This window comes from Tahibacter harae (genome assembly GCF_024437735.1).
Taxonomy (GTDB): domain Bacteria; phylum Pseudomonadota; class Gammaproteobacteria; order Xanthomonadales; family Rhodanobacteraceae; genus Tahibacter; species Tahibacter harae.
In genome coordinates, this window is record NZ_JANFQO010000039.1 from 1 (window position 1) to 19,276 (window position 19,276).

Sequence of the window (19,276 nt, forward strand, 5' to 3'; positions counted from 1 at the left end):
AACCCGCGCCGATGGTAGTGTGCTTCCGCATGCGAGAGTAGGTCACTGCCAGGGCCTTACAACCTCCAAAACGCCAACCCTAACCGGTTGGCGTTTTGGCTTTTGCGCGATTGTCGAAAGCGCTGGTGCAAGGCGCAGGATTCCGCGGTATTTCATTCGATGCGCAGTCCGGCCACCCACGCTGATGCTGCTGGACTATTCGCATCGCTGCTGCCCCATCTGACTGGTACACGCTCGACAACGCGCTTCATCGGCACGTCATGCATGCCGCCAACGGTGGCGCTCACATTGGCGCTTGTCGCTACGACAACAAAAAACCGCGGCAGTCTTCGCCACCGCGGATTCGCAATCTCGTCGATCAGACAGCCCAAACGCTCAACGGGCTTCCTCGCCGATCAGATACTTCTGCCAGAACTGAATCGTCGTCGCGCTGTAGTAATCGCGGTTGGCTTTCTTCTGGAAGCCATGGCCTTCGTCCTTCTGCAGCAGGTACCAGACGGTGCCGCCGTTGCCGCGCACCTTGCCGACGATCTGCTCCGCCTCGGATGCCGGCACACGCGGGTCGTTCGCGCCCTGGGCCACCAGCAGTGGGCGAGTGATTTTCGCCGCGTTGCTCAGCGGCGAAATCTTCTCCAGGAAGTCGCGCATCTTCGGCTCGCGCTCGTCACCGTATTCGGCGCGGCGCAAGTCGCGCCGATAGTCCTCGGTATTGGCGAGGAAAGTGTTGAAGTTGGAGATGCCGACGATCTCGACGCCGGCTCTGATGCGATCACTGTAATGCGTCATCGCCGCCAGCACCATGTAGCCGCCGTAGGATCCGCCGATGATGCCCACGCGCGAGGCGTCCAGTTCCTTGCGGCTGCCTATCCAGTCCAGCAGCGCACCGATGTCGCGCACCGAATCCTCACGCTTGAAACCGTTGTCCAGCTGCAGGTAAGTCTTGCCGTAGCCGCTGGAGCCGCGCACATTCGGCACCAGCACCGCCACGCCCAGCTGCGTGGCGAGGAACTGGATATCCGGATTGAACAATGGCCGCGACTGCGATTCCGGCCCGCCATGTACCAGAATGACACTGGGGTGCGGTCCGTCGCCCTTGGGCTTGTAGTAAAACGCGGGGATCGTGCGTGCCTCACCCTTGATCCTGTCGAACGTCGGAAAGCGTACGAGTTCAGGACTGGAAAAAGTCGCACTGTCCAGGCCGCCAACCTCGCTCTCGGTCCAGCGCGCAAGCTTCGCTGTCGCCAGTTCGATGGAGTACACGTCGCTGGGCGAGGTGGCCGAGGTCAGAGTGAATGCGAGATGGCTGCCGTCGGGACTGAAGCTCGGCGTGTCGATGACGCCGGCAGGCAGCGAAGGCAGGGCAAGTTCTTTGCCGCTGGCCAGCTCCAGCAGGTGGATGGTGCTGATGCCGTCTTCGTTGGCCACATAGACCAGATGGCGCGCGTCCGGCGAAAGCTCGAACGCCTCCACATCCCAATCGAGCTTGCCGCTGATACCGGTGCTGCGCCCGCTGGATAAATCCATCTTTTGCAGCTGCAGAAACTCCGCCGTCGCATCGCTGGTGTAGTAAACGCTGTTGCCGTCCGCCGAAAAACGCAGCCGGTCGAAGGCCGCCGGTTTCTTGCCGGTGCCTGGCAGCGCCGTCAGCTTGCCGCTGGCGATATCGACGATGGCGGGGCGCGATTCATTCGCCGACAGCGACTCCAGCACCAGCAGCCGGCTGCCGTCCGCGGAAAAATCCATCGCCTGCCAGCTGCCCTTGCCGCCCTGGGTGACCAGCGCACGGGTCTGGCCGGACTCGACATCGCGCAGCCAGATATCCGTGTCCTTGCCATTGCGCGCGGTGCTGCTGTAAGCGAGCAGTCTGCCGTCGTGGGAGAACACCGCATCGCTGTTGCGTGATTTTCCATCGGTGAGCAGGCTGATCTCGCGGGAGGCCGCATCGAACCAGTACAGCTGCCAGAATTCCGAGCCGCCCACGTCCTTGCCGAATACGAAACCGTTGCGGCGGGGATGTGCGGCGATTTCGTTGATCGGCTCATCGTAAAAGGTGAGCTGTTCCCGCGCGCCGCCGGGCTGGCGCACGCGATGCACCTGCTGGGTACTGCCGAAGCGGGTAGCGATCAGGATGGAGTTTCCATCCGCGGCCCAGCCGGCCAGCACGGCCTTGCGTGTGTTCTGGTATCGCTGCAGACGGGCGGCCAAATCCGCGGGTACCGCCTCGGGCAGCCCTTCGCTGAGGCGGTTGGCAGTTTCGACCCGGCGCGGTGCTTCCGTGGCCCAGCCATGGGCGGGGGCGCAGAGGGCAAGGGCAATCGCAAGTACCAGGGTGGGCTTCATGGGAACCTCCGTTCGGGAACGGTCACGCTAGCCGTCGGCGCGCTGCAGCGTATGCGCCACTGGTAATGCGGCAGCAACCAGCCATGTTGCCGACAGCGCCGACGCTGCCGCCTGCAGCCGGGTCCGCTTCAGTCGTTATCTATCGCCGCCGCGCGGCAAACAGGTCGCGCAGTTCCGCGCGCTCCTCGGGAGACAGTCCGACCTGGCGTTCCTTTTCGATCAGATCGTCCGTGCGCTGCTGCGTGGTCTGGGTTTCCAGCATCTTCAGCGTGCCGGCGAATTCCTGCTGCAGGCTGTTGCCGTCGCCGTGCAGATCAATCACCGCCAGCTTGTGCAGGGCCGCGGCCTCGTCACGGTCTTTGAAGTGTTCGAGTATGGCCGCGCTGTTGGCGGCCGGCCGGGCGCGGCAGAATTCCAGCAGCTCCAGCAGCAGCGGGATGCCGGGCTGGCGCAATGCGGCGAAGCCGTACGGCGGCTGCGCCGACTCGATGAATTCGGGGTGTTGCAGCAGCAGCGCGACGGTATGGCGCACCAGGCTGCGCTTGGCGACATTGCCGCTGTTTCCACTTTTCTGTACCGCGATGCTTTCGTTCGCCAGTGTCGGTGCTGGCGTGCCGCGCAGCTCCGCCACGCGGTCGGCCAGGGATTCCTCGACCATCTCGCGCATCTGCGGCGACAGGCTGGCTGCCAGCGACCAGCGGATCGCGGTCTTGTCAGTGAGGATTTCCAGCATGCGGTCGCGGAACGCGCCTTCGGGAATGCCGCCGATCAGCTCCTTGCAGCGTTCCGCCAGCCGTGCGCGGCCGTCGGCAGTGCGCAGGTCGGTGCCGGCTTCCTGATGGGCGAAGAAGAAGTCGCTCAGCGCCGTGGCTTGGCTCAGGCGCTGTTCGAAGCCGGCGCTGCCTTCCTGGCGGATCAGCGAATCGGGATCTTCGCCCTCGGGCAGGAACAGGAAATGCGCCTGGCGGCCGTCGCGCATGCGCGGCAGTACCGATTCCACCGCGCGCCAGGCGGCCTGGCGACCGGCGCGGTCGCCGTCAAAGCAGAAGTACACATCGGCACTATTGCGGAAAAGGATTTCCGCGTGTTCGCGCGTGGTTGCCGTGCCCAGGGTGGCGACGGCCTGGGGCAGGCCGTGCTGATGCAGTGCAATCACGTCCATGTAGCCTTCCACCACCAGGATGCGGCTGATCTTCTGCTGCGCCTGGCGCACCTGCCACAATGCGAAAAGCTCGCGCCCCTTGTGGAACAGTGGGGTTTCCGGCGAATTGAGGTATTTCGGCCCGTCGCTCTTTTCCAGCACGCGCCCGCCGAAGGCGATCACACGGCCGCGCCGGTCCTGGATGGGGAACATGACCCGGTCGCGGAAGCGGTCGTACACGCCGCGGTCGCCGCGGGCGAGCATGCCGGACTTCTCCAGCAGGGCCAGGCGTTGCGGACTGCCGCCCAGGGCGCTGCGCAGGCCGTCGTAGGCATCGGGCGCGTAGCCCAGGCCGAAGGCCTGCAGGATGCGTGCGTCCAGGCCGCGGTTGTCGAAATAGGCGCGGGCCGCAGGGCTGTCGGCCAGCGCGCGCTGGTAGTAGCGCGCGGCCTGATCCAGCACGGTGTAGAGGTCGGCGCTGTCGGACTGCGCCGGCGCCGCGCTGCGGCCGCCCTCGTAGGGCACCTTCAAGCCTATGCGGGCGGCCAATTCCTCGATCGCATCGGGGAATTCCAGCCGGTCGTAGTCCATCAGGAACTTGATCGCGCTGCCGTGGGCGCCGCAGCCGAAGCAGTGATAGAACTGCTTGTGCGGGCTTACTGTAAACGAGGGCGAGCGTTCGTCGTGGAACGGGCAGCGGGCGCTGTATTCGCGGCCGGCTTTTTTCAGCGGCACACGTTCCTGAATCACGTCGACGATGTCGACGCGGGCGAGCAGTTCGTCGATGAAGCTGTCGGGGATGCGGCCGGCCATCGCGCTAGCATGCCGGAACGGTACCGGCTTCGGGCGGAAAAAAACCGGAGCCGCAGCGGCTCCGGTTCGGGGCTCAGCTCAGGCCGGCCAGCTTGCGCTTGACCAGTTCGGACAGCGCGCCCATGTCGGCACGGCCGGCGACGCGCGGCTTGACCAGGCCTATGACCTTGCCCATGTCCTTGGGGCCGGTCGCGCCGGCTTCGGCCACGGCGGCGTCGATGATGGCCAGGACTTCCGCTTCGCCGAGCTGGGCCGGCATATAGCCCTGCAGCACGGTCAGCTCGTAGCGCTCGACCGCGGCCAGGTCTTCGCGGCCGGCAGCCTCGTACTGGCTCAGCGAGTCCTTGCGCTGCTTGAGCATCTTTTCCAGCGTGGCGAGGACCTGGCTGTCGTCCAGGGTGATACGGTCGTCGACTTCACGCTGCTTGATCGCGGCATTGATCAGGCGGATCACGCCCAGGCGATCCTTCTCGCCGCTCTTCATGGCGGCCTTCATATCGTCGGTGAGACGCTGTTTCAGGGACATGGCGGTTTTTTCTCGAAAGACGGAAAGCACAAAGCCGGCGCCACTTGCGTGGCACCGGCCGGCGGAGCAGCCCGCAGAACGGGGATGTCGAGGCAGGCCGGATGCCTGCCCGGCAACTCAGTACAGACGCTGACGCTTGGTGACGTCGCGCGAAACGCGACGCAGGTGACGCTTCACGGCAGCAGCGCGCTTGCGCTTGCGTTCCTGGGTCGGCTTTTCATAGAACTCGCGCTTGCGGGTTTCGGCCAGGACGCCGGCCTTTTCGCAGGTGCGCTTGAAGCGACGCAGGGCAAATTCAAAGGGTTCGTTTTCGCGAACTTTCACGTTAGGCATGGTATCTCCGCTGTTACACTTGCGCCCCGTTCTTGGGCGAGCCGCGAAGTTTAGCGTGTCAGACCAGCCGATTGCAAAGCCTGTACTGGGGATCGAGTCATCCTGCGACGAAACCGGGGTGGCGGTCTACGACCTGGAGCGCGGCCTGCTCGCGCACCGGCTGTACAGCCAGGTGCGCCTGCACGCCGAGTATGGCGGCGTGGTGCCCGAACTGGCCAGCCGCGACCACGTGCGCAAGCTGCTGCCGCTGGTGCGCGAGACCCTGGCCGCGGCCGGGCTCGACGTGGCCGGCCTGGGCGGCGTGGCCTATACCGCCGGGCCGGGGCTGATCGGCGCGCTGCTGGTCGGCGCCGCCGCGGCGCGGGCGCTGGCCTGGTCGCTGGAGGTGCCGGCGATCGGCGTACACCATATGGAAGGGCATCTGCTGGCGCCGCTGCTCGAAGCCGAGGCGCCGCAGGCGCCGTTCGTGGCCCTGCTGGTGTCCGGCGGCCATTCCATGCTGATCGCGGTCGACGCCATTGGCAGTTACCGCCTGCTCGGCGACACCCTTGACGACGCCGCCGGCGAAGCCTTCGACAAGACCGCCAAGCTCATGGGTCTGCCTTATCCCGGCGGCCCGCAGCTGGCCCGGCTGGCCGAGCAGGGCCAGTCCGGGCGCTTTCGCTTCTCCCGGCCCATGACCGACCGGCCGGGCCTGGATTTCAGCTTCTCCGGCCTCAAGACCCAGGTGCTGCTGGCCTGGCAGAACAGCGACCAGTCCGACGCCACCCGCGCCGATGTCGCCCGCGGCTTCGAGGAAGCCATGGTCGATACCCTGCGCATCAAGTGCCTGCGCGCACTGGAGGCGACCGGAGCGAAGTCCCTGGTCATTGCCGGCGGTGTGGGCGCGAACCGGCGCCTGCGCGCGCAACTGGCCGAGGCCGCATCGCGCCAGGGCTTCCGCGTGTTTTTCCCGCGTCCGGAATTCTGTACCGACAATGGCGCCATGATTGCCCTGGCCGGCGCCCTGCGACTGCAGGCCGGCCAGCTGGAAAGCAACGCGATCAAGGTATTCCCGCGCTGGGACCTGGAAAGCCTCAGCCCGCTGCACGCGGCCGTCTGAATGCCGTCAACGAATGGAGAATTCTCTTCATGGACATTGTTTTCATTGAAGACCTGCGCATAGAAACGGTCATCGGCATCTACGACTGGGAGCGCCAGATCCGCCAGGTTGTCGCGCTGGATCTGGAAATGGCCTTCGACAACACCAAGCCGGCGGCCACCGACAAGATCGAGGACACGCTGGACTACAAGGCCGTGTCCAAGCGCCTGATCGCCTACGTCGAGGCGGCCCATTTCGAGCTGGTGGAAACCCTGGCGGAGCACTGTGCGCGCATCGTGCGCGAGGAATTCGGCGTGAGCTGGCTGCGCCTGCGCCTGGCCAAGCCCGGCGCGGTGCGCGGGGCGAAGTCGGTGGGCGTGGTGATCGAACGCGGCGCGCGGCCGGGCTGAATCATGCAGAAAGCCTATCTCAGCCTGGGTTCCAACCAGGAGCCGCGCCGCCACTTGGCCCTGGCGCTGCAGGAGCTGCGCGAGCGCTTCGGCGATCTGGTCGCCTCCGCCGCGTACCGTTTTCCGGCGGTCGGTTTCGACGGCCCGGATTTCGTCAATCTCGCCGCCGTGATCGGGACCGACCTGCCGCCGCAGCAACTCAACGACTGGCTGCATGCGCTGGAAGACCGCCACGGCCGCCGCCGCGACGTGCCGCGTTTCTCCGACCGCACCCTGGACGTCGACATCGTGCTCTACGGCGACGCCGTGCTCAGCGGCCGCGGCAACCTGCAGCTGCCGCGCGACGAGCTGCGCCACGCCTTCGTGCTGCTGCCGCTGGCGCAGATCGCGCCCGAGGTGCAGGTGCCGGGCCGCGGGCTGAGCCTGGGCCAGCTGTGGCGCGAGCATCCGGACCATGCCACGGCGTTCGAGGTGGTGCCGCTCTAGCAGCTGCCGGAACGCGGCGCCTCTGGCGCGGACAGCGCGCCGCTTTCAGATCCCCAGTGAACGTCCGCCGTCGATACGGATTACCTCGCCGGTGACATACGGCGCGTCTCGCAGCAGCCACAGCACGGCGGAGGCCACGTCGTCGGGCGTGCCGCAGCGCTGCAGCGGAATGCGCGCGAGCAGGGCCTGCTGTTCGGCGCTGCTCTTGCCGGCTTCCGGCCAGAGTATGGCGCCGGGCGCGATCGCGTTGACGCGCACCTGCGGCGCCAGATCCAGCGCGAGCGAGCGCGTCATCATCAGCAGCGCCGCCTTGGCCATGCTGTAGACCGCATGCCGCGGCAGCGGCCGCTCGGCATAGATATCGACCAGATTGACGATGCAGCCGCGCGCATCGGCCAGCGCGGCCGCGGCGGCCTGGGCGAGGAAAAACGGCGCGCGCGCATTGCTGGCGAACAGTTCGTCCCACTGCGCCGCGGTGGTCGCGCCCAGCGGCGTGGGTTCGAAAGAAGAAGCATTGTTGACCACGGCGTCGAGGCGGCCGAAACGTTCCAGCGCCGCATCGACCAGATCGGGCAGGGCTTCGCTCTGGGCCAGATCGGCCTGCAGCGCCAGCGTGCTGCGCGGCCGCGCCTGCTCCAGTTCCGCGATCAACTCGTCCAGTTCGCGGCGCGAGCGGCGGCAGTGCAGGGCAAGATCGTAGCCGGCCGCATGCAGCCGCCGCGCGATCGCGGCGCCTACGCGCCGGGCGGCGCCGGTGACCAGGGCCACGGGACGTGTATCGGTCATGCCCATTACCTCGGCTATGCTTGCGGCCTGCGACGCCTTACACGATACCTGCGAAGTCCACTCTTGCGCACCGATCTGCCTGAACCCAGTACTGCCGAGCGCGAGCATAGCGAGACGCTGGCCGGCTTCATCCGCAACGAAATCGCGGCCCAGGGCCCGTTGCCGTTCTCGCGTTTCATGGAGCTGGCCATGTATGCGCCGGGGCTGGGCTATTACAGCGCCGGCAAGACCAAGTTCGGTGCCGCCGGCGATTTCATCACCGCGCCGGAACTGGGCAGCCTGTTCGCCCGCTGCGTCGCCCGCGCCGTTGCGCCGGCCCTGCGCGAGGCCGGCGCGGACGCGCAGATGCTGGAACTGGGCGGCGGCAGCGGCGCCTTCGCCGAGCACTGTCTGCGCGAACTCGCCGCACTGGCTGCGCTGCCGGCACGCTACAACCTGCTGGAACCCAGCGCTGATCTGCGCCAGCGCCAGCGCGAACGCCTGACCGCGGCGCTGCCGCCGGAAATCGCCGCGCGCGTGCACTGGATAGACCGCCCGCCCGAGGACGACTGGGACGGCGTGCTGTTCGCCAACGAAGTGCTGGATGCCCTGCCCATCACGCGCTTTTCCCTGCGTGATGGCGAAGTGTTCGAGGAACACGTGATCGACGCCGGCGACGGCGGCTTCGCCAGCATAGACCTGCCCGCCGACGGCTTCGTCGCCAACGCAGTGCGGCATGTGGAGCGCGACCTGGGCCAGCCGCTGGCCGACGGTTATCGCTCCGAAGTGCTGCCGCAGCTGCCGTACTGGATCCAGGCCGTGTGCGGCTCGCTGCGCCGCGGCATGGCGCTGTTCGTCGATTATGGCTATGCGCGGCGCGAGTTCTACCGCGCCGAACGCCGCGACGGCACCCTGATCGCGACCTACCGCCACCGCGCCCACGACGCGGTGCTGGCCCGCGTCGGCCTGCAGGACCTTACCGCCTTCGTCGATTTCAGCGCCCTGGCCGAGGCTGGCATCGGCGCCGGCCTGCGCATCGCCGGCATGGGCACGCAGGCGGAATTCCTGATCGCCAACGGCCTGGAGCAGGTATTCGCCGCGGCCCAGGCCGAATGCGCCGACGAAGCCGCGCGCTACCGCCTGGGGCAGGAGGTGAAGCGTCTCACCCTGCCGGCGGAAATGGGCGAAAAGTTCAAGGTCATGGCGTTCGAGCGATGAGGCGCGGCTCGCCGCTGCGCGCGCTGCCAGCGAATTGCCTGATCCGCGCCGTATCCAGGCCAGTGCCGCGGGCCAGGCTGGCGCCTTTCCGAACTGTGCGAGCCATTGCATGAAATTCACGCCACGCCCGCTGCGTCTGTTCTGGCTGTGGCGCGCCGCCGGCCGCTTCCTGATCGCCGCGGCGCTGTTGATCGCCCTGCTGCCGGCGCCCAAGGTGATCGGTAGCGTCGCCTTCGGCGACAAGATCGGTCATCTCGCCGCCTTCGCCGCCCTGATGCTGTGGTACGCGCAGCTGTACGCCGGCCGCGACCGCTGGCGCTGCGCCCTGGCCCTGGTCGGCTTCGGCGCCCTGATCGAACTCCTGCAGGCCCTGGTGCCCTACCGCAGCGCCGACGGCTGGGACCTGCTGGCCGATGCGGTCGGCGTGGGCGCGGGGCTGCTGCTGGCTTATACCCGCCTCGGCGACGTGCTGGCGGCGTGCGAAGCCGGGGTGTTGGCTGGGCGGGCGAAGTAGGCGGGATTCGAGAATCGGGATTTGGAAACCGGTCTCCAATGCGAATCCGAAATGACCGGGATTCGGCGTTGGCGACCCGGCATTCAAGGCCTGCTCTCCACCACGAATCCCATATCCAAAATCACGAATCCCGGCTCTTCACCCCGGCAATGGCCGCGATACGCGCGCGGCGCACGGCCTCGGCGATGGCCGGGCCCTGCAGGCCGCGCTCGACGAAAGGTTTGGCGGTGACGGCCGCCGCCGCGGCATAGGCCTGGCGCAGCCAGTCGGCCTGCGGATACGGCGCTTCGGTCAGGCCCAGACGGCCGCGCTTGTCGGCGCTGCAGACCAGGATGAATTGCTCCACGCGCTGCTTCTTGCGGAAACCGTCCAGTTGCTCGAACAGTTCCAGCAAGGTGACGGGCCGCAGTTCCAGCGAGCGGTGCGCATTGAGGTGCAGGCGGCAGCAGAGCACGGCCAGTTCCACGTATTCGGCCGGCGGCCGGTAGCGTTCGGCCAGTTCCTGTATCGGCGCCACGCCGCCGTTCTCGTGGCCGATATGGCGCGGCAGCTGGTCGGCCGGGGTCAGCGCCTTGCCCAGGTCGTGCACCAGGGCGCACCAGCCGATCAGCGCATCGCCGGGTGCCAGGCGCGCGGCCATGTCGACGACCATTTCCGTGTGGATTCCGGTGTCCACTTCGGGATGAAATTCCGCCCGCTGCGGCACGCCGTAGAGCGCATCGATCTGCGGAAACAGCCGCGCCAGCGCGCCGCAGTCGCGCAAGGTGCGCAGGAAGGCCGAAGGCTGCGGTTCGGACAGGGCCTTGCGCGTCTCGGCCCAGACCCGTTCGGGCACCAGGTGATCGACCTCGCCGTTGCGCACCATCGTGCGCAGCAGCTCCAGCGTTTCCGGCGCCAGGGTGAAGCCCAGCGGCGCGTAGCGGGCGGCGAAGCGGGCCACGCGCAGCAGGCGCACGGGATCTTCGACGAAGGCTTCGGACACGTGCCGCAGCACGCGCTGCTCCAGATCGCGCGCGCCGCCGAAGGGATCGACCAGGCGGCCGTGTTCGTCCTCGGCCATCGCATTGATGGTCAGATCGCGCCGGCGCAGATCTTCTTCCAGCGTGACTGCGCTGCTGGTGTCGAAGGTGAAGCCGGCATAGCCGCGGCCGGATTTGCGTTCGGTGCGGGCCAGGGCGTATTCCTCGCCGTCCTGCGGGTGCAGGAAGACAGGGAAATCCTTGCCCACGGGGCGGTAGCCCTGCGCCAGCAACTGCTCCGGTGTGGCGCCGACGACGACGTAGTCGCGATCGTGCACCGGTCGGCCGAGCAGACGGTCGCGCACAGCGCCGCCGACCAGATAGATCTGCATGGGTTTCCTTATCCTGTGCGACTTCCGATCACCCAGCTTAGCAGCGCGCGCCGCCGGCGGGGCCGGCCCAGGCTGCTTTAGCGGTACGGTTGGAGGCTGAAATGGCGCGCCCTAAACTCCGGTCAGCCTCATCGCCAACCTTGCCGGGATCTGCCATGAAGACGCTGCTGCCCAGTCTGCTCGCCGTCCTGCTGACCGCCTGCGCCGCCACGCCGCAAAAGCCGGCCGTGGACAAGAACAGCCTCTACCAGCGCCTGGGCGGCATGCCGGCCATCGAGACCGTGGTCGATGCTTCGATCAGGCACATCCACGGCGACCTGCGCATCAATATCTTCTTCGAGAACACCGACATCCCCGACCTGCGCCGCCTGCTGGTCGAGCAGATCTGCGCCGCCGCCGGCGGCCCCTGCACTTACACCGGGCGCAGCATGGAGGAAGCGCACTCGGGCATGAACCTCACCGACAAGGACTTCGACATCTTCGTCGAGGACCTGATCGCAGCCATGAACGAGGTCCAGGTGCCCGCGCCGCTGCAGCAGGAATTGCTGGCCCTGTTCGGACCGATGCGGCCGCAGGTGGTCGGACAGTAGCGCCGCGGCGCGCAGAATACGCCGCGCCGCGACCACGCGCGGCGGCGCGTTTTCTTCAGGAGCCCGGTGCCGCGACCGCGGCCGGCGCCGTGCCCTGGGCGGGGCTGGCCACTGCCGCGGGACAGGTGACGGCCTTGCGCGGCGTATCGCGCCCCGGCGCCGCATAGTTCTGGCCGTAGCGCGGCAGGCGCGCGGCCACGGCCAGGGCCTTGCCGTTCATGCGCCAGTCGTAGATCACCGAGAACGCCAGCACGCGGGCGACGTATTCGCGGGTTTCCTTGTACGGGATGCTGGCGATGAAGAAATCCGGCTCCAGCTGTCCGCGCAGGCCCAGCCAGCGTTCCACCGCACCGGGGCCGGCATTGTAGGCGGCGCTGGCCAGCCACGGTGCACCGTTGTAGCGTTCTGCCATCTGCGACAAATAGCGCGTGCCCAGGGCGATATTGGTATCGCCGTGGTAAAGATCCTCGGCGCGGCTGTAGCTGATGCCGGCGGACTTGGCCACGCGCGCGGCGGTGCCGGGCAGCAGCTGCATCAGGCCGTAGGCGTCGGCGCTGGAGCGCGCGTCCTCGACCCAGGCGCTCTCGGCGCGGATGATGGCGTAGGTCCAGGCCGGATCCAGGCCCGTATCGTGCGAGGCGCGGCGGATCTGCGGCTCGCGCGCGAGCGGGAAGCGCTGCTCGTACAGCTTGAGTTCCTCGCCCTTGTTCAGGGCGAACACGGCGCGGTCGTACCAGCCTTCGCGGTAGGCCAGGTCGGCGGCCTGGCGGCGCTGTTCGCGGTCCAGCCGGGCCAGCACGAAATCCCATTCGCGGCGCGCTTCGCGGCCTTCGTCCAGGGCGCGCCATTCAAAGGCGCGGGCCAGGCCGCCTTCGAGCAGGCGCTGTTCGGCGGCGCGGTCGGCCTGCAGGGTCAGCGGACAGATCGCATAAGGCTGGTCTATCCAGTCGGCCGCGAGGAAGCCGTAGAAATTCGCTTCCTGCGCCAGGGTTTGCAGCAGGGCGTCGGCTTCGCTCTCGCGATCCAGCTTGCGCAGTACGCGGGCGCGCAGGTAGCGCCATTCGGCGTCGGCCTTCTGTGTGTCGCCCAATGCGTCCAGCGCGGCCAGCGCGGCCTTCCAGTCGGAGGCGGCCAGGGCCACGCGCACGCGCCATTCGCGCGTGGCGTCGGTCTGCGCCGCGGCGGGCAGGTTGGCCAGGCGCTTGAGCGCGTCGGCGTCGAATTCGGTGGCGCGGTATAGGGCGAAAGCCGCGGCGACGTCGCCGCGCTCGGCCGCGCTGAACTTGAAATGCTTGGACAGGGCCGTGTAGTTCGCCTCGGCCGCGGCGGAATCCTTGCGGGCCTGGCGCGACAGCGCGGTGACCACGGCGCGGCGGTGGCGCGCATCGTCAGGCCAGTTCTTGGCCTGGTTCAGCGCCGCGGGTGCATCGCGCAGTGCCAGGGCCAGGCGGTTGGCGCTGGCGCGTTCGGCGGCGGACAGGCGCGTCGCCAGCGGATCGACGATGCCGGCCTTGTTCGCCGCCAGGGCGTGGTCTATGCGTTGCCAGATCTTGCCGCTGTCCAGCAGCTTGTTCTGCGCGGCCCAGTCCAGCGCTGCGTCGCAGGCGGCGGGCAGCGGGCGGTCCTCGTCCCACAGCGCCTGCAGGTCTTCCTGCCAGTTCAGGGTACCGCCGCCGGCCAGGCGCGCGGCCAGCGCATGGCAGCGCAACTCGCGGTCGGGCACCGGCGTGTAGACGGCGAGGAATTCCGGCCACTGCTTCTTTTCGGCCTGCAGCAGCAGCCAGGCCTTGCGCAGTTCCTGCGTGGGCAGGGTATCCGGCCAGCGTGTGCTGAAGTCCTGGATATCCTCGGGCTTGAGCTTGTCCAGCTGGCGCGCCAGCTCGCGCGCCTGCAGCACCGGCAGCAGCGGGTAGTCGGCCAGGCCGGCGGCTTCGGTTTTCCAGTCGCGGCCCTGTTCCACGGCGCTCAGGGCGCGGCGGAACAGTTGTCTTTCCTGGCTGCGGTCGGCGGCGGGGACGGCCAGCGGCAGCGCCGCGGCGAGAAGGACCAGCCAGCGTGCGGAAAAGCGCCGGCATGAGCCCAAGGTCGAACTTGCGCGAGACATGCGCGAATCTTAGTGTGCGGCCGCGCAAGTACCAACCTTTTCCGGCTCCCGGCGCGAACTTTCGTCGCAATCCTGAAGCATTGCATGAAGGTGCCGGCCGCCGCCGCTGCCGCCCCGCCGGCACCGTTTACCGAGGCTAGCCATGATCCTGGATATCGCCCTGTATCTCGCCGTCGGCGCCGCGGCCGGCCTGCTCGCGGGCCTGCTTGGCGTGGGCGGCGGCCTCATCATCGTCGCGGCGCTGGCCTGGCTGCTGCCGCTGCGCGGCTTTCCGCCGGAACATGTAATGCACGTGGCGCTGGCGACCTCGCTGGCCAGCATCATCCTGACCTCGATCTCCTCCACCCGCGCCCACTGGCGCCGCGGCAGCGTGCTCTGGCCCAGCGTGAAGGCCCTGGCGCCGGGCATGGTGCTGGGCGGCCTGGGCGGCGCACAGCTGGCCAGCCATCTGCCCAGCGACGCGCTGCGCTGGTTCGTCGCCGGCTACTGCCTGGTCGCCGCGCTGCAATTGCGCTTTGGCCAGGTCAAGGCCGGCGTCGAGACCGCCGCGGAGCCGCCCGCCGGTGCGCGCCTGTTCGCCTTCGGCCTGGGTATAGGCGTGCTGTCGGCCCTGGTCGGCATCGGCGGCGGCAGCATGACCGTGCCGCTGCTGGTCTGGCTGGGCGTGGCGCCGGTGCGCGCCGTGGGCACTTCGGCCGCCTGCGGCTTTGCCATTGCCGTGGCCAGCGCCGCCGGCTTCGTCTACGGCGGCCACGCCGCGGGCGGCGCGCTGCCGGCCGGCAGCCTGGGCTTCGTCTACCTGCCGGCGGCGGCCGGCATCGCGCTCGCTTCCATCCTGGTAGCGCCCCAGGGCGTGCGCCTGGCCCATGCCCTGTCCGGTCCGGCACTGAAGCAAGTCTTCGCCGGATTCCTGCTGCTGATGGGCCTGTTCGTCGCGCTGAGCGGCTGAAATCGCCGCTTCCGCGCCGTTTCCCCGGGGCGGCCGGCTACCACTTCCCGGCCGGCTGTTCTTGGCTGAGCCCGCTCCGTCCGCAGACGGTCTAGTCAAGTCCGGACAAAGTGATTTACATTCCCTTAACGCTGCCCCGGGGTTTTCCCCGGCGCGGTGTTTTTAACGGGAGCCTTGGGCTCCAGTCGATGTCGTCGGGGGGATGGCATGGGCTACCGGAATCCGGCCAGCGGCAGACCTGCGGGGCGCTCCATGCGCCAGGGACCAGGCCTGCCGCAAGCCTTGTCCAACCATTCGGTTTTCGGGTCACCATTACGGGAGTTACCGATGAAAGTTTTGCAGCGTCACAAGCTCGCCCTGAGCATTCATGCCTTTACCGTGGCCCTGCTGGCCGGCGCCGTAGTGCAGCCCGCCTTCGCCCAGGGCGACCGCTCCGGCGATGACACGACCAAGCTCGAAGCCGTCGAAGTCACCGGTTCGCGCATCAAGAAGGCCGAACTCGAAGGCCAGACCCCGGTAGTCACCATCACCGCGCGCGACATAGAAGCCACCGGCCTGGGTTCCATCGGCGACGTGATCCAGCGCCTCTCGGTCAGCGGTTCCTCGCTCAACACCAAGTTCAACTCCGCCGGCAACTTCGGCTTCCCGGCCGACGGCGGCGGCGTGGGCTCGGGCTCCACCACGATCTCCCTGCGCAATGTCGGCGCCAAGCGCGCCCTGGTGCTGGTCGACGGTCTGCGCTGGGTCGGCGAGTCCTCCGGCTCCGGCGTGTCGGCCGCGGTCGACCTCAACACCATTCCCGCCAGCGCCGTGGAGCGCATCGAGATCCTCACCGACGGCGCCTCGTCGCTGTACGGTTCCGACGCCATCTCCGGCGTCATCAACATCATCACCAAGCGCAAGCAGGAAGGCATGAGCGCCAACCTGTACTACGGCGACTATTCCAAGGACGGCGGCGAGACCACCTCGGGCAACCTGTCCCTGGGCGGCAGCACCGACCGGCTGGATTTCTTCCTCGACATCAGCCACTACGAGCAGAAGTCGATCAGTTCCTCAGTATGGGCCCAGTCCTCGTTCCCGACGCCGGGCGCGGGCCTGGCCGGCGGCAGCTCGTACATTCCGTACACCCGCAGCATCTTCACCACGCCCAACGGCGAAACCTACGGTGGCCTCTGCCCCAACGGCGTCTGCAACATCGCCGCCAACGGCACCGTCATGGGCGCACCGGCCTTCCCGGACGGCTTCCACCGCTTCGGCACGCCTGACCGCTTCAACTTCGCCCCGTACAACCTGCTGCTGACCCCGAGCACCCGCGACGGCCTGTTCGGCCAGGCGCGCTACAAGGTCACCGACAACGTCAGCTGGTACCTCAAGGGCAGCTACACCACGCGCAAGTCCAAGAACCAGGCGGCGCCGGAGCCCATCGGCCTGGGTTCGGCCCTGAACACCTCGGATCTCGGCCTGATCACCGGCGTGGACGTGACCAACCCGTACAACCCGTTCGGCTTCACCCTGGATCCGTCGACCAATCTGCTCGGCCTCGGCCGCCGCCCGGTGGAAGGCGGTCCGCGCGTGTTCGCCCAGGACGTGGACACCCGCTACTTCGCCACCGGCCTGGAAGGCAGCTTCGGCGCCGCCGATCGCGACTTCTACTGGGACGTGAACTACGTCAACGCGGTCAACAAGGCCACCCAGACCGTCAACGGCACCTACAACATCGCCCACATCGCCCGCGCGCTGGGTCCGATCGCCGACTGCACCGGCCCCTGCGTGCCGCTGAACATCTTCGGCGGCCCGGGTTCGATCACGCCGGAAATGCTGAACTACATCAGCTTCATCGAGACCGACCGCAGCGAGAACTCGCTGGAAGTCTGGTCGGCCAACATTTCCGGCGACCTGTTTGAAATGCCGGCCGGTTCGTTCGCCTTCGCGGCGGGCTATGAACACCGCGAGCAGGAAGGCTTCTACCTGCCCGACGCCATCGTCGTCGCCGGCGAAGGCAACGGCGTGCCGTCGCTGCCGACCAAGGGCGAGTTCGACGTCAACGAGTACTACCTCGAATTCAACGTGCCCCTGCTCAAGGACATCGCCGGCGCCAAGAGCCTGGACCTGTCCCTGGCCTCGCGCTATTCGGACTACTCCACCTTCGGCGGCACCACCAACAACAAGTTCGGCGTGCGCTGGCAGCCGACGGATGACCTGACCCTGCGCGGCACCTGGGCCGAGGGCTTCCGTGCGCCGTCCATCGGCGAACTGTACGGCTCGCCGGCGCGCTTCGATGCGCAGATCCAGGATCCCTGCAACGGCGCCACCGGCCAGGCGGCGACCAACTGTATCGCCCAGGGCGTGCCGAATCCGGCCACCTTCGAGCAGGCCAACCAGCAGATCTCCACCCGTACCGGCGGCAACCTGCTGCTGACGCCGGAAACCTCCAAGTCGATCACCGCCGGCATCGTCTACAGCCCGGGCTGGGCCGAGAACACGGGCTGGTCGTCCAAGCTCGACTTCGACGTGACCTTCTGGAAGATCAAGATCGAAGACGCGATCCAGGCGCCGGACGCGCAGACCCAGCTCGACCGCTGCGTCGCGCGCAACGACGCCAACTGCAACGGCATCGTCCGCGGCGTGTCGGGCGACATCGTCAGCTTCAGCAACATCCTGCGCAACCTCGGCACCATCGACACCCAGGGCTACGACATCGGCTTCAACTGGTCCAGCCCGGAATGGGGCTTCGGCACGCTGGGCGCCTCGGTGCAGACCACCTACGTGGACAAGTACACGTCCATCAACGAGAACGGCGAAGCCGAGCCGCTCACCGTCGGCGTGGAAACCGCCGACCGCGCAATCAACAAGTGGCGCACCACGGCCAGCCTGAGCTGGGCGTCGGAAGCCTGGAGCGCGCGCTGGACCGCCCGCTACGTGTCCAGCCTGACCGAACGCTGCAATCCGGACCTGACCGAAGTCGGCGCCGTCTGCAGCGATCCGAATGCGGCCGGCACGGGCGGCTTCAACCACCTGGGCGCGACCACCTTCCACGACGCGCGCGTTAACTGGAAGCTGCCGACCGCTTTCGACTTCACCCTGTCGGCCGGTGTGAACAACATCTTCGGCAAGGATCCGCCGATCTGCGTGTCCTGCTCGCTCAACGGCTACGACGCCGGTACCTACGACCTGCCGGGCCGCTACAGCTACGTGCAGGCCAGCGTGAAGTTCTGAGGAAAGTGACGGCCGGGAAGGGAGCGATTCCTTCCCGGCCTGGATTCAGGCCGACCTGCGGCTTCTGCGCCTGACGCAGCAGCCGCACAGGCGTGCGGGAAAATCCTGTAGCTGCATCCGCCGCCGAGCCGGCGGAGCTGTGTTCATCCGCTGCGGACAGGCGGCGGCGCTGTCGCGGACAGCAAAGGAATCGGCCGGGCTGCGCGGGCAGTCCGGTTTTTCAGAGCCCGGCAAGGCATGCCGGGCTTTTTTCAGTGATGCCAGGTTCGGCCTGGCGCGAGCCGGATGCCCGGGCCGGTACCGACATCGGCCAGTGCGCTGCGCGCTCGCGCATCGCTGAATCCGACGGCGTGGTGCGCTCTGGCCCATGTTCTGCGGCGTCCGCCGCGAGGCGGCTCTTATCCCAATGCAATGATCGCGCGCAGGGTGTGCCGTTTTCTTTGCGGCGCGTCTTGCCCGGGGCGGCGGTCCGCGCCGCCTGCCGCGCTCTGCAGTTCATGCGCGCGCCACCCCCATAGCACGACTTCCGGCGCTTGTCGTTGTTGCCGTTTGTGCTAATTTGGCCTCAAGGTTTCCCCCGGCAGTGCGGAGGTCGTCATGCGACTCTTTCACCTGCAATTTGCTGTGTTGAGCCTGGCCGTTTCCTTCCCGCTGCTGGCCCCAGCGCAAACTGCGGCCCCCGCCGCCGCGGCGGCGAAAGCCGATTCCGACGCCGAAGTCGCGCTCGCCGTAGCCGACCTCGATCTCTACCAGCGCGGCCTGCAAATGGAAATCGAGGCCCTGCGCATGGCCCAGCAGCGGCTGTACGCCGCGCGCGAAGCGCGCGATTCGGTCTCCGAAAGCAATGCCCTGCAGCCCGTGCTGACCCGCCAGTACGAGCGCAACGCCGCCAAGGCGCTGGACCTGGACCTGCGCCGCTACCGCGACATCAAGCGCCGCTTCGGCGACATCCTGGTGCTGGGCGAATACATCGACCAGCTCAATGCGCAGCTGGAACAGCTGCACCAGACCGGCATGAGCGCCAAGCAGCGCGCCGACCAGCGCAAGGCCATCGAGGACGCCCGCGCCAAGGCGGTCGATCCCTACGCCGTGCTGGACGTGGCCCTGCGCGATGCCCTGCGCCAGCGTGCGGATGCGCTGGTGCGGCTGCGGATCAGCAATCAGGATCTGGTGCAGGAGTTGACGAGCCGGTGAGCGGAAACCGGGATTCGGGAATCGACATTCGGGAATCGGGAGTGGCGAGTTGGTCGAAGTGTGCGGCTTTCGGCTTGGCGCGCCTCGATTTCGTCTGTTGACCTCGGTGCTCAGTTCCGCAAGAAGCCCTTATGTCTCGCCGCCCCCGTACTCTAGGCGTCGAGAGCCGGCATGCGCGCCCGTAAAGCCCCTGGTGAGCAACCGAGGGAGAGCCTGGAGCCGCATGCCGGAACTCACGAAGCGCC

The 19,276-nt window shown here is 67.7% G+C and carries 16 protein-coding genes; 9 read left to right on the forward strand and 7 right to left on the reverse strand.

What is annotated here, in order from left to right:
- Nucleotides 1-375: 375 nt before the first annotated feature.
- The 4 genes from NM961_RS23130 to rpsU form a co-directional block, all read right to left on the reverse strand.
- Complete coding sequence (locus NM961_RS23130) at nucleotides 376-2,340, reverse strand: S9 family peptidase (RefSeq protein WP_255916798.1); 1,965 nt, start codon at nucleotides 2,338-2,340, stop codon at nucleotides 376-378.
- Nucleotides 2,341-2,479: 139 nt separating this feature from the next.
- Entirely contained in the window at nucleotides 2,480-4,294 is a 1,815-nt protein-coding gene (gene dnaG, locus NM961_RS23135) for a DNA primase (RefSeq protein ID WP_255916799.1), read from the reverse strand.
- Between the two features lie 73 nt (nucleotides 4,295-4,367).
- Nucleotides 4,368-4,820, reverse strand: coding sequence for a GatB/YqeY domain-containing protein (locus NM961_RS23140; RefSeq protein ID WP_255916800.1), 453 nt, complete (start codon nucleotides 4,818-4,820; stop codon nucleotides 4,368-4,370).
- 117 nt (nucleotides 4,821-4,937) lie between these two features.
- Entirely contained in the window at nucleotides 4,938-5,153 is a 216-nt protein-coding gene (rpsU, locus tag NM961_RS23145; RefSeq protein ID WP_133821548.1) for a 30S ribosomal protein S21, read from the reverse strand.
- Nucleotides 5,154-5,223: 70 nt separating this feature from the next.
- Between rpsU and tsaD the strand changes: the two genes are divergently transcribed.
- Genes tsaD through folK form a run of 3 tightly spaced genes read left to right on the forward strand, consistent with a single transcriptional unit; the run spans nucleotide 5,224 to nucleotide 7,130 of the window.
- Nucleotides 5,224-6,255 (forward strand): tRNA (adenosine(37)-N6)-threonylcarbamoyltransferase complex transferase subunit TsaD, encoded by a 1,032-nt coding sequence (tsaD, locus tag NM961_RS23150; RefSeq protein WP_439334245.1) that lies wholly within the window; start codon nucleotides 5,224-5,226, stop codon nucleotides 6,253-6,255.
- 29 nt (nucleotides 6,256-6,284) lie between these two features.
- A complete protein-coding gene (gene folB / locus NM961_RS23155; protein WP_255916802.1) occupies nucleotides 6,285-6,644 on the forward strand; it encodes a dihydroneopterin aldolase in 360 nt (119 codons plus the stop codon).
- Nucleotides 6,645-6,647: 3 nt separating this feature from the next.
- Complete coding sequence (folK, locus tag NM961_RS23160; RefSeq protein WP_255916803.1) at nucleotides 6,648-7,130, forward strand: 2-amino-4-hydroxy-6-hydroxymethyldihydropteridine diphosphokinase; 483 nt, start codon at nucleotides 6,648-6,650, stop codon at nucleotides 7,128-7,130.
- Between the two features lie 45 nt (nucleotides 7,131-7,175).
- On the opposite strand, the gene NM961_RS23165 is transcribed toward folK, so the two are convergent.
- On the reverse strand, nucleotides 7,176-7,916 hold the full coding sequence (locus tag NM961_RS23165) for a pteridine reductase (RefSeq protein WP_255916804.1): 741 nt from the start codon (nucleotides 7,914-7,916) through the stop codon (nucleotides 7,176-7,178).
- Between the two features lie 63 nt (nucleotides 7,917-7,979).
- On the opposite strand from NM961_RS23165, the gene NM961_RS23170 reads away from it, so the two are divergent.
- The gene (locus tag NM961_RS23170) at nucleotides 7,980-9,113 is read left to right on the forward strand and encodes a class I SAM-dependent methyltransferase (RefSeq protein WP_255916805.1); all 1,134 of its coding nucleotides are present in this window, start codon (nucleotides 7,980-7,982) and stop codon (nucleotides 9,111-9,113) included.
- A 109-nt stretch (nucleotides 9,114-9,222) separates the two neighbouring features.
- Nucleotides 9,223-9,627 (forward strand): VanZ family protein, encoded by a 405-nt coding sequence (locus tag NM961_RS23175; protein ID WP_255916806.1) that lies wholly within the window; start codon nucleotides 9,223-9,225, stop codon nucleotides 9,625-9,627.
- Between the two features lie 121 nt (nucleotides 9,628-9,748).
- On the opposite strand, the gene NM961_RS23180 is transcribed toward NM961_RS23175, so the two are convergent.
- Entirely contained in the window at nucleotides 9,749-10,978 is a 1,230-nt protein-coding gene (locus NM961_RS23180; RefSeq protein WP_255916807.1) for a multifunctional CCA addition/repair protein, read from the reverse strand.
- 155 nt (nucleotides 10,979-11,133) lie between these two features.
- Here NM961_RS23180 and NM961_RS23185 point away from each other — a divergent pair, with 155 nt between their 5' ends.
- Nucleotides 11,134-11,568 (forward strand): group I truncated hemoglobin, encoded by a 435-nt coding sequence (locus tag NM961_RS23185; protein WP_255916808.1) that lies wholly within the window; start codon nucleotides 11,134-11,136, stop codon nucleotides 11,566-11,568.
- 55 nt (nucleotides 11,569-11,623) lie between these two features.
- On the opposite strand, the gene NM961_RS23190 is transcribed toward NM961_RS23185, so the two are convergent.
- Nucleotides 11,624-13,672: a transglycosylase SLT domain-containing protein gene (locus NM961_RS23190; RefSeq protein ID WP_255916809.1), complete on the reverse strand. Its 2,049-nt coding sequence runs from the start codon at nucleotides 13,670-13,672 to the stop codon at nucleotides 11,624-11,626.
- A 142-nt stretch (nucleotides 13,673-13,814) separates the two neighbouring features.
- On the opposite strand from NM961_RS23190, the gene NM961_RS23195 reads away from it, so the two are divergent.
- The 3 genes from NM961_RS23195 to NM961_RS23205 all read left to right on the forward strand — a co-directional run bounded on the left by NM961_RS23195 (nucleotide 13,815) and on the right by NM961_RS23205 (nucleotide 19,031).
- A complete protein-coding gene (locus NM961_RS23195) occupies nucleotides 13,815-14,621 on the forward strand; it encodes a sulfite exporter TauE/SafE family protein (RefSeq protein ID WP_255916810.1) in 807 nt (268 codons plus the stop codon).
- Nucleotides 14,622-14,948: 327 nt separating this feature from the next.
- The gene (locus NM961_RS23200; protein WP_255916811.1) at nucleotides 14,949-17,837 is read left to right on the forward strand and encodes a TonB-dependent receptor domain-containing protein; all 2,889 of its coding nucleotides are present in this window, start codon (nucleotides 14,949-14,951) and stop codon (nucleotides 17,835-17,837) included.
- A 597-nt stretch (nucleotides 17,838-18,434) separates the two neighbouring features.
- On the forward strand, nucleotides 18,435-19,031 hold the full coding sequence (locus NM961_RS23205; RefSeq protein ID WP_255916812.1) for a hypothetical protein: 597 nt from the start codon (nucleotides 18,435-18,437) through the stop codon (nucleotides 19,029-19,031).
- Nucleotides 19,032-19,276 lie beyond the last annotated feature (245 nt).

What these genes read in the sequence shown, in the direction of transcription:
- NM961_RS23205 (WP_255916812.1), top strand. Translation starts at nt 18,435, where the DNA reads ATGCGACTCTTTCACCTGCAATTTGCTGTGTTGAGCCTGGCCGTTTCC.
- dnaG (WP_255916799.1), bottom strand. Translation starts at nt 4,294, where the DNA reads ATGGCCGGCCGCATCCCCGACAGCTTCATCGACGAACTGCTCGCCCGC.
- NM961_RS23200 (WP_255916811.1), top strand. Translation starts at nt 14,949, where the DNA reads ATGAAAGTTTTGCAGCGTCACAAGCTCGCCCTGAGCATTCATGCCTTT.
- NM961_RS23165 (WP_255916804.1), bottom strand. Translation starts at nt 7,916, where the DNA reads ATGACCGATACACGTCCCGTGGCCCTGGTCACCGGCGCCGCCCGGCGC.
- NM961_RS23180 (WP_255916807.1), bottom strand. Translation starts at nt 10,978, where the DNA reads ATGCAGATCTATCTGGTCGGCGGCGCTGTGCGCGACCGTCTGCTCGGC.
- NM961_RS23195 (WP_255916810.1), top strand. Translation starts at nt 13,815, where the DNA reads ATGATCCTGGATATCGCCCTGTATCTCGCCGTCGGCGCCGCGGCCGGC.
- NM961_RS23175 (WP_255916806.1), top strand. Translation starts at nt 9,223, where the DNA reads ATGAAATTCACGCCACGCCCGCTGCGTCTGTTCTGGCTGTGGCGCGCC.
- rpsU (WP_133821548.1), bottom strand. Translation starts at nt 5,153, where the DNA reads ATGCCTAACGTGAAAGTTCGCGAAAACGAACCCTTTGAATTTGCCCTG.
- NM961_RS23140 (WP_255916800.1), bottom strand. Translation starts at nt 4,820, where the DNA reads ATGTCCCTGAAACAGCGTCTCACCGACGATATGAAGGCCGCCATGAAG.
- NM961_RS23130 (WP_255916798.1), bottom strand. Translation starts at nt 2,340, where the DNA reads ATGAAGCCCACCCTGGTACTTGCGATTGCCCTTGCCCTCTGCGCCCCC.
- folK (WP_255916803.1), top strand. Translation starts at nt 6,648, where the DNA reads ATGCAGAAAGCCTATCTCAGCCTGGGTTCCAACCAGGAGCCGCGCCGC.
- NM961_RS23190 (WP_255916809.1), bottom strand. Translation starts at nt 13,672, where the DNA reads ATGTCTCGCGCAAGTTCGACCTTGGGCTCATGCCGGCGCTTTTCCGCA.
- folB (WP_255916802.1), top strand. Translation starts at nt 6,285, where the DNA reads ATGGACATTGTTTTCATTGAAGACCTGCGCATAGAAACGGTCATCGGC.
- NM961_RS23185 (WP_255916808.1), top strand. Translation starts at nt 11,134, where the DNA reads ATGAAGACGCTGCTGCCCAGTCTGCTCGCCGTCCTGCTGACCGCCTGC.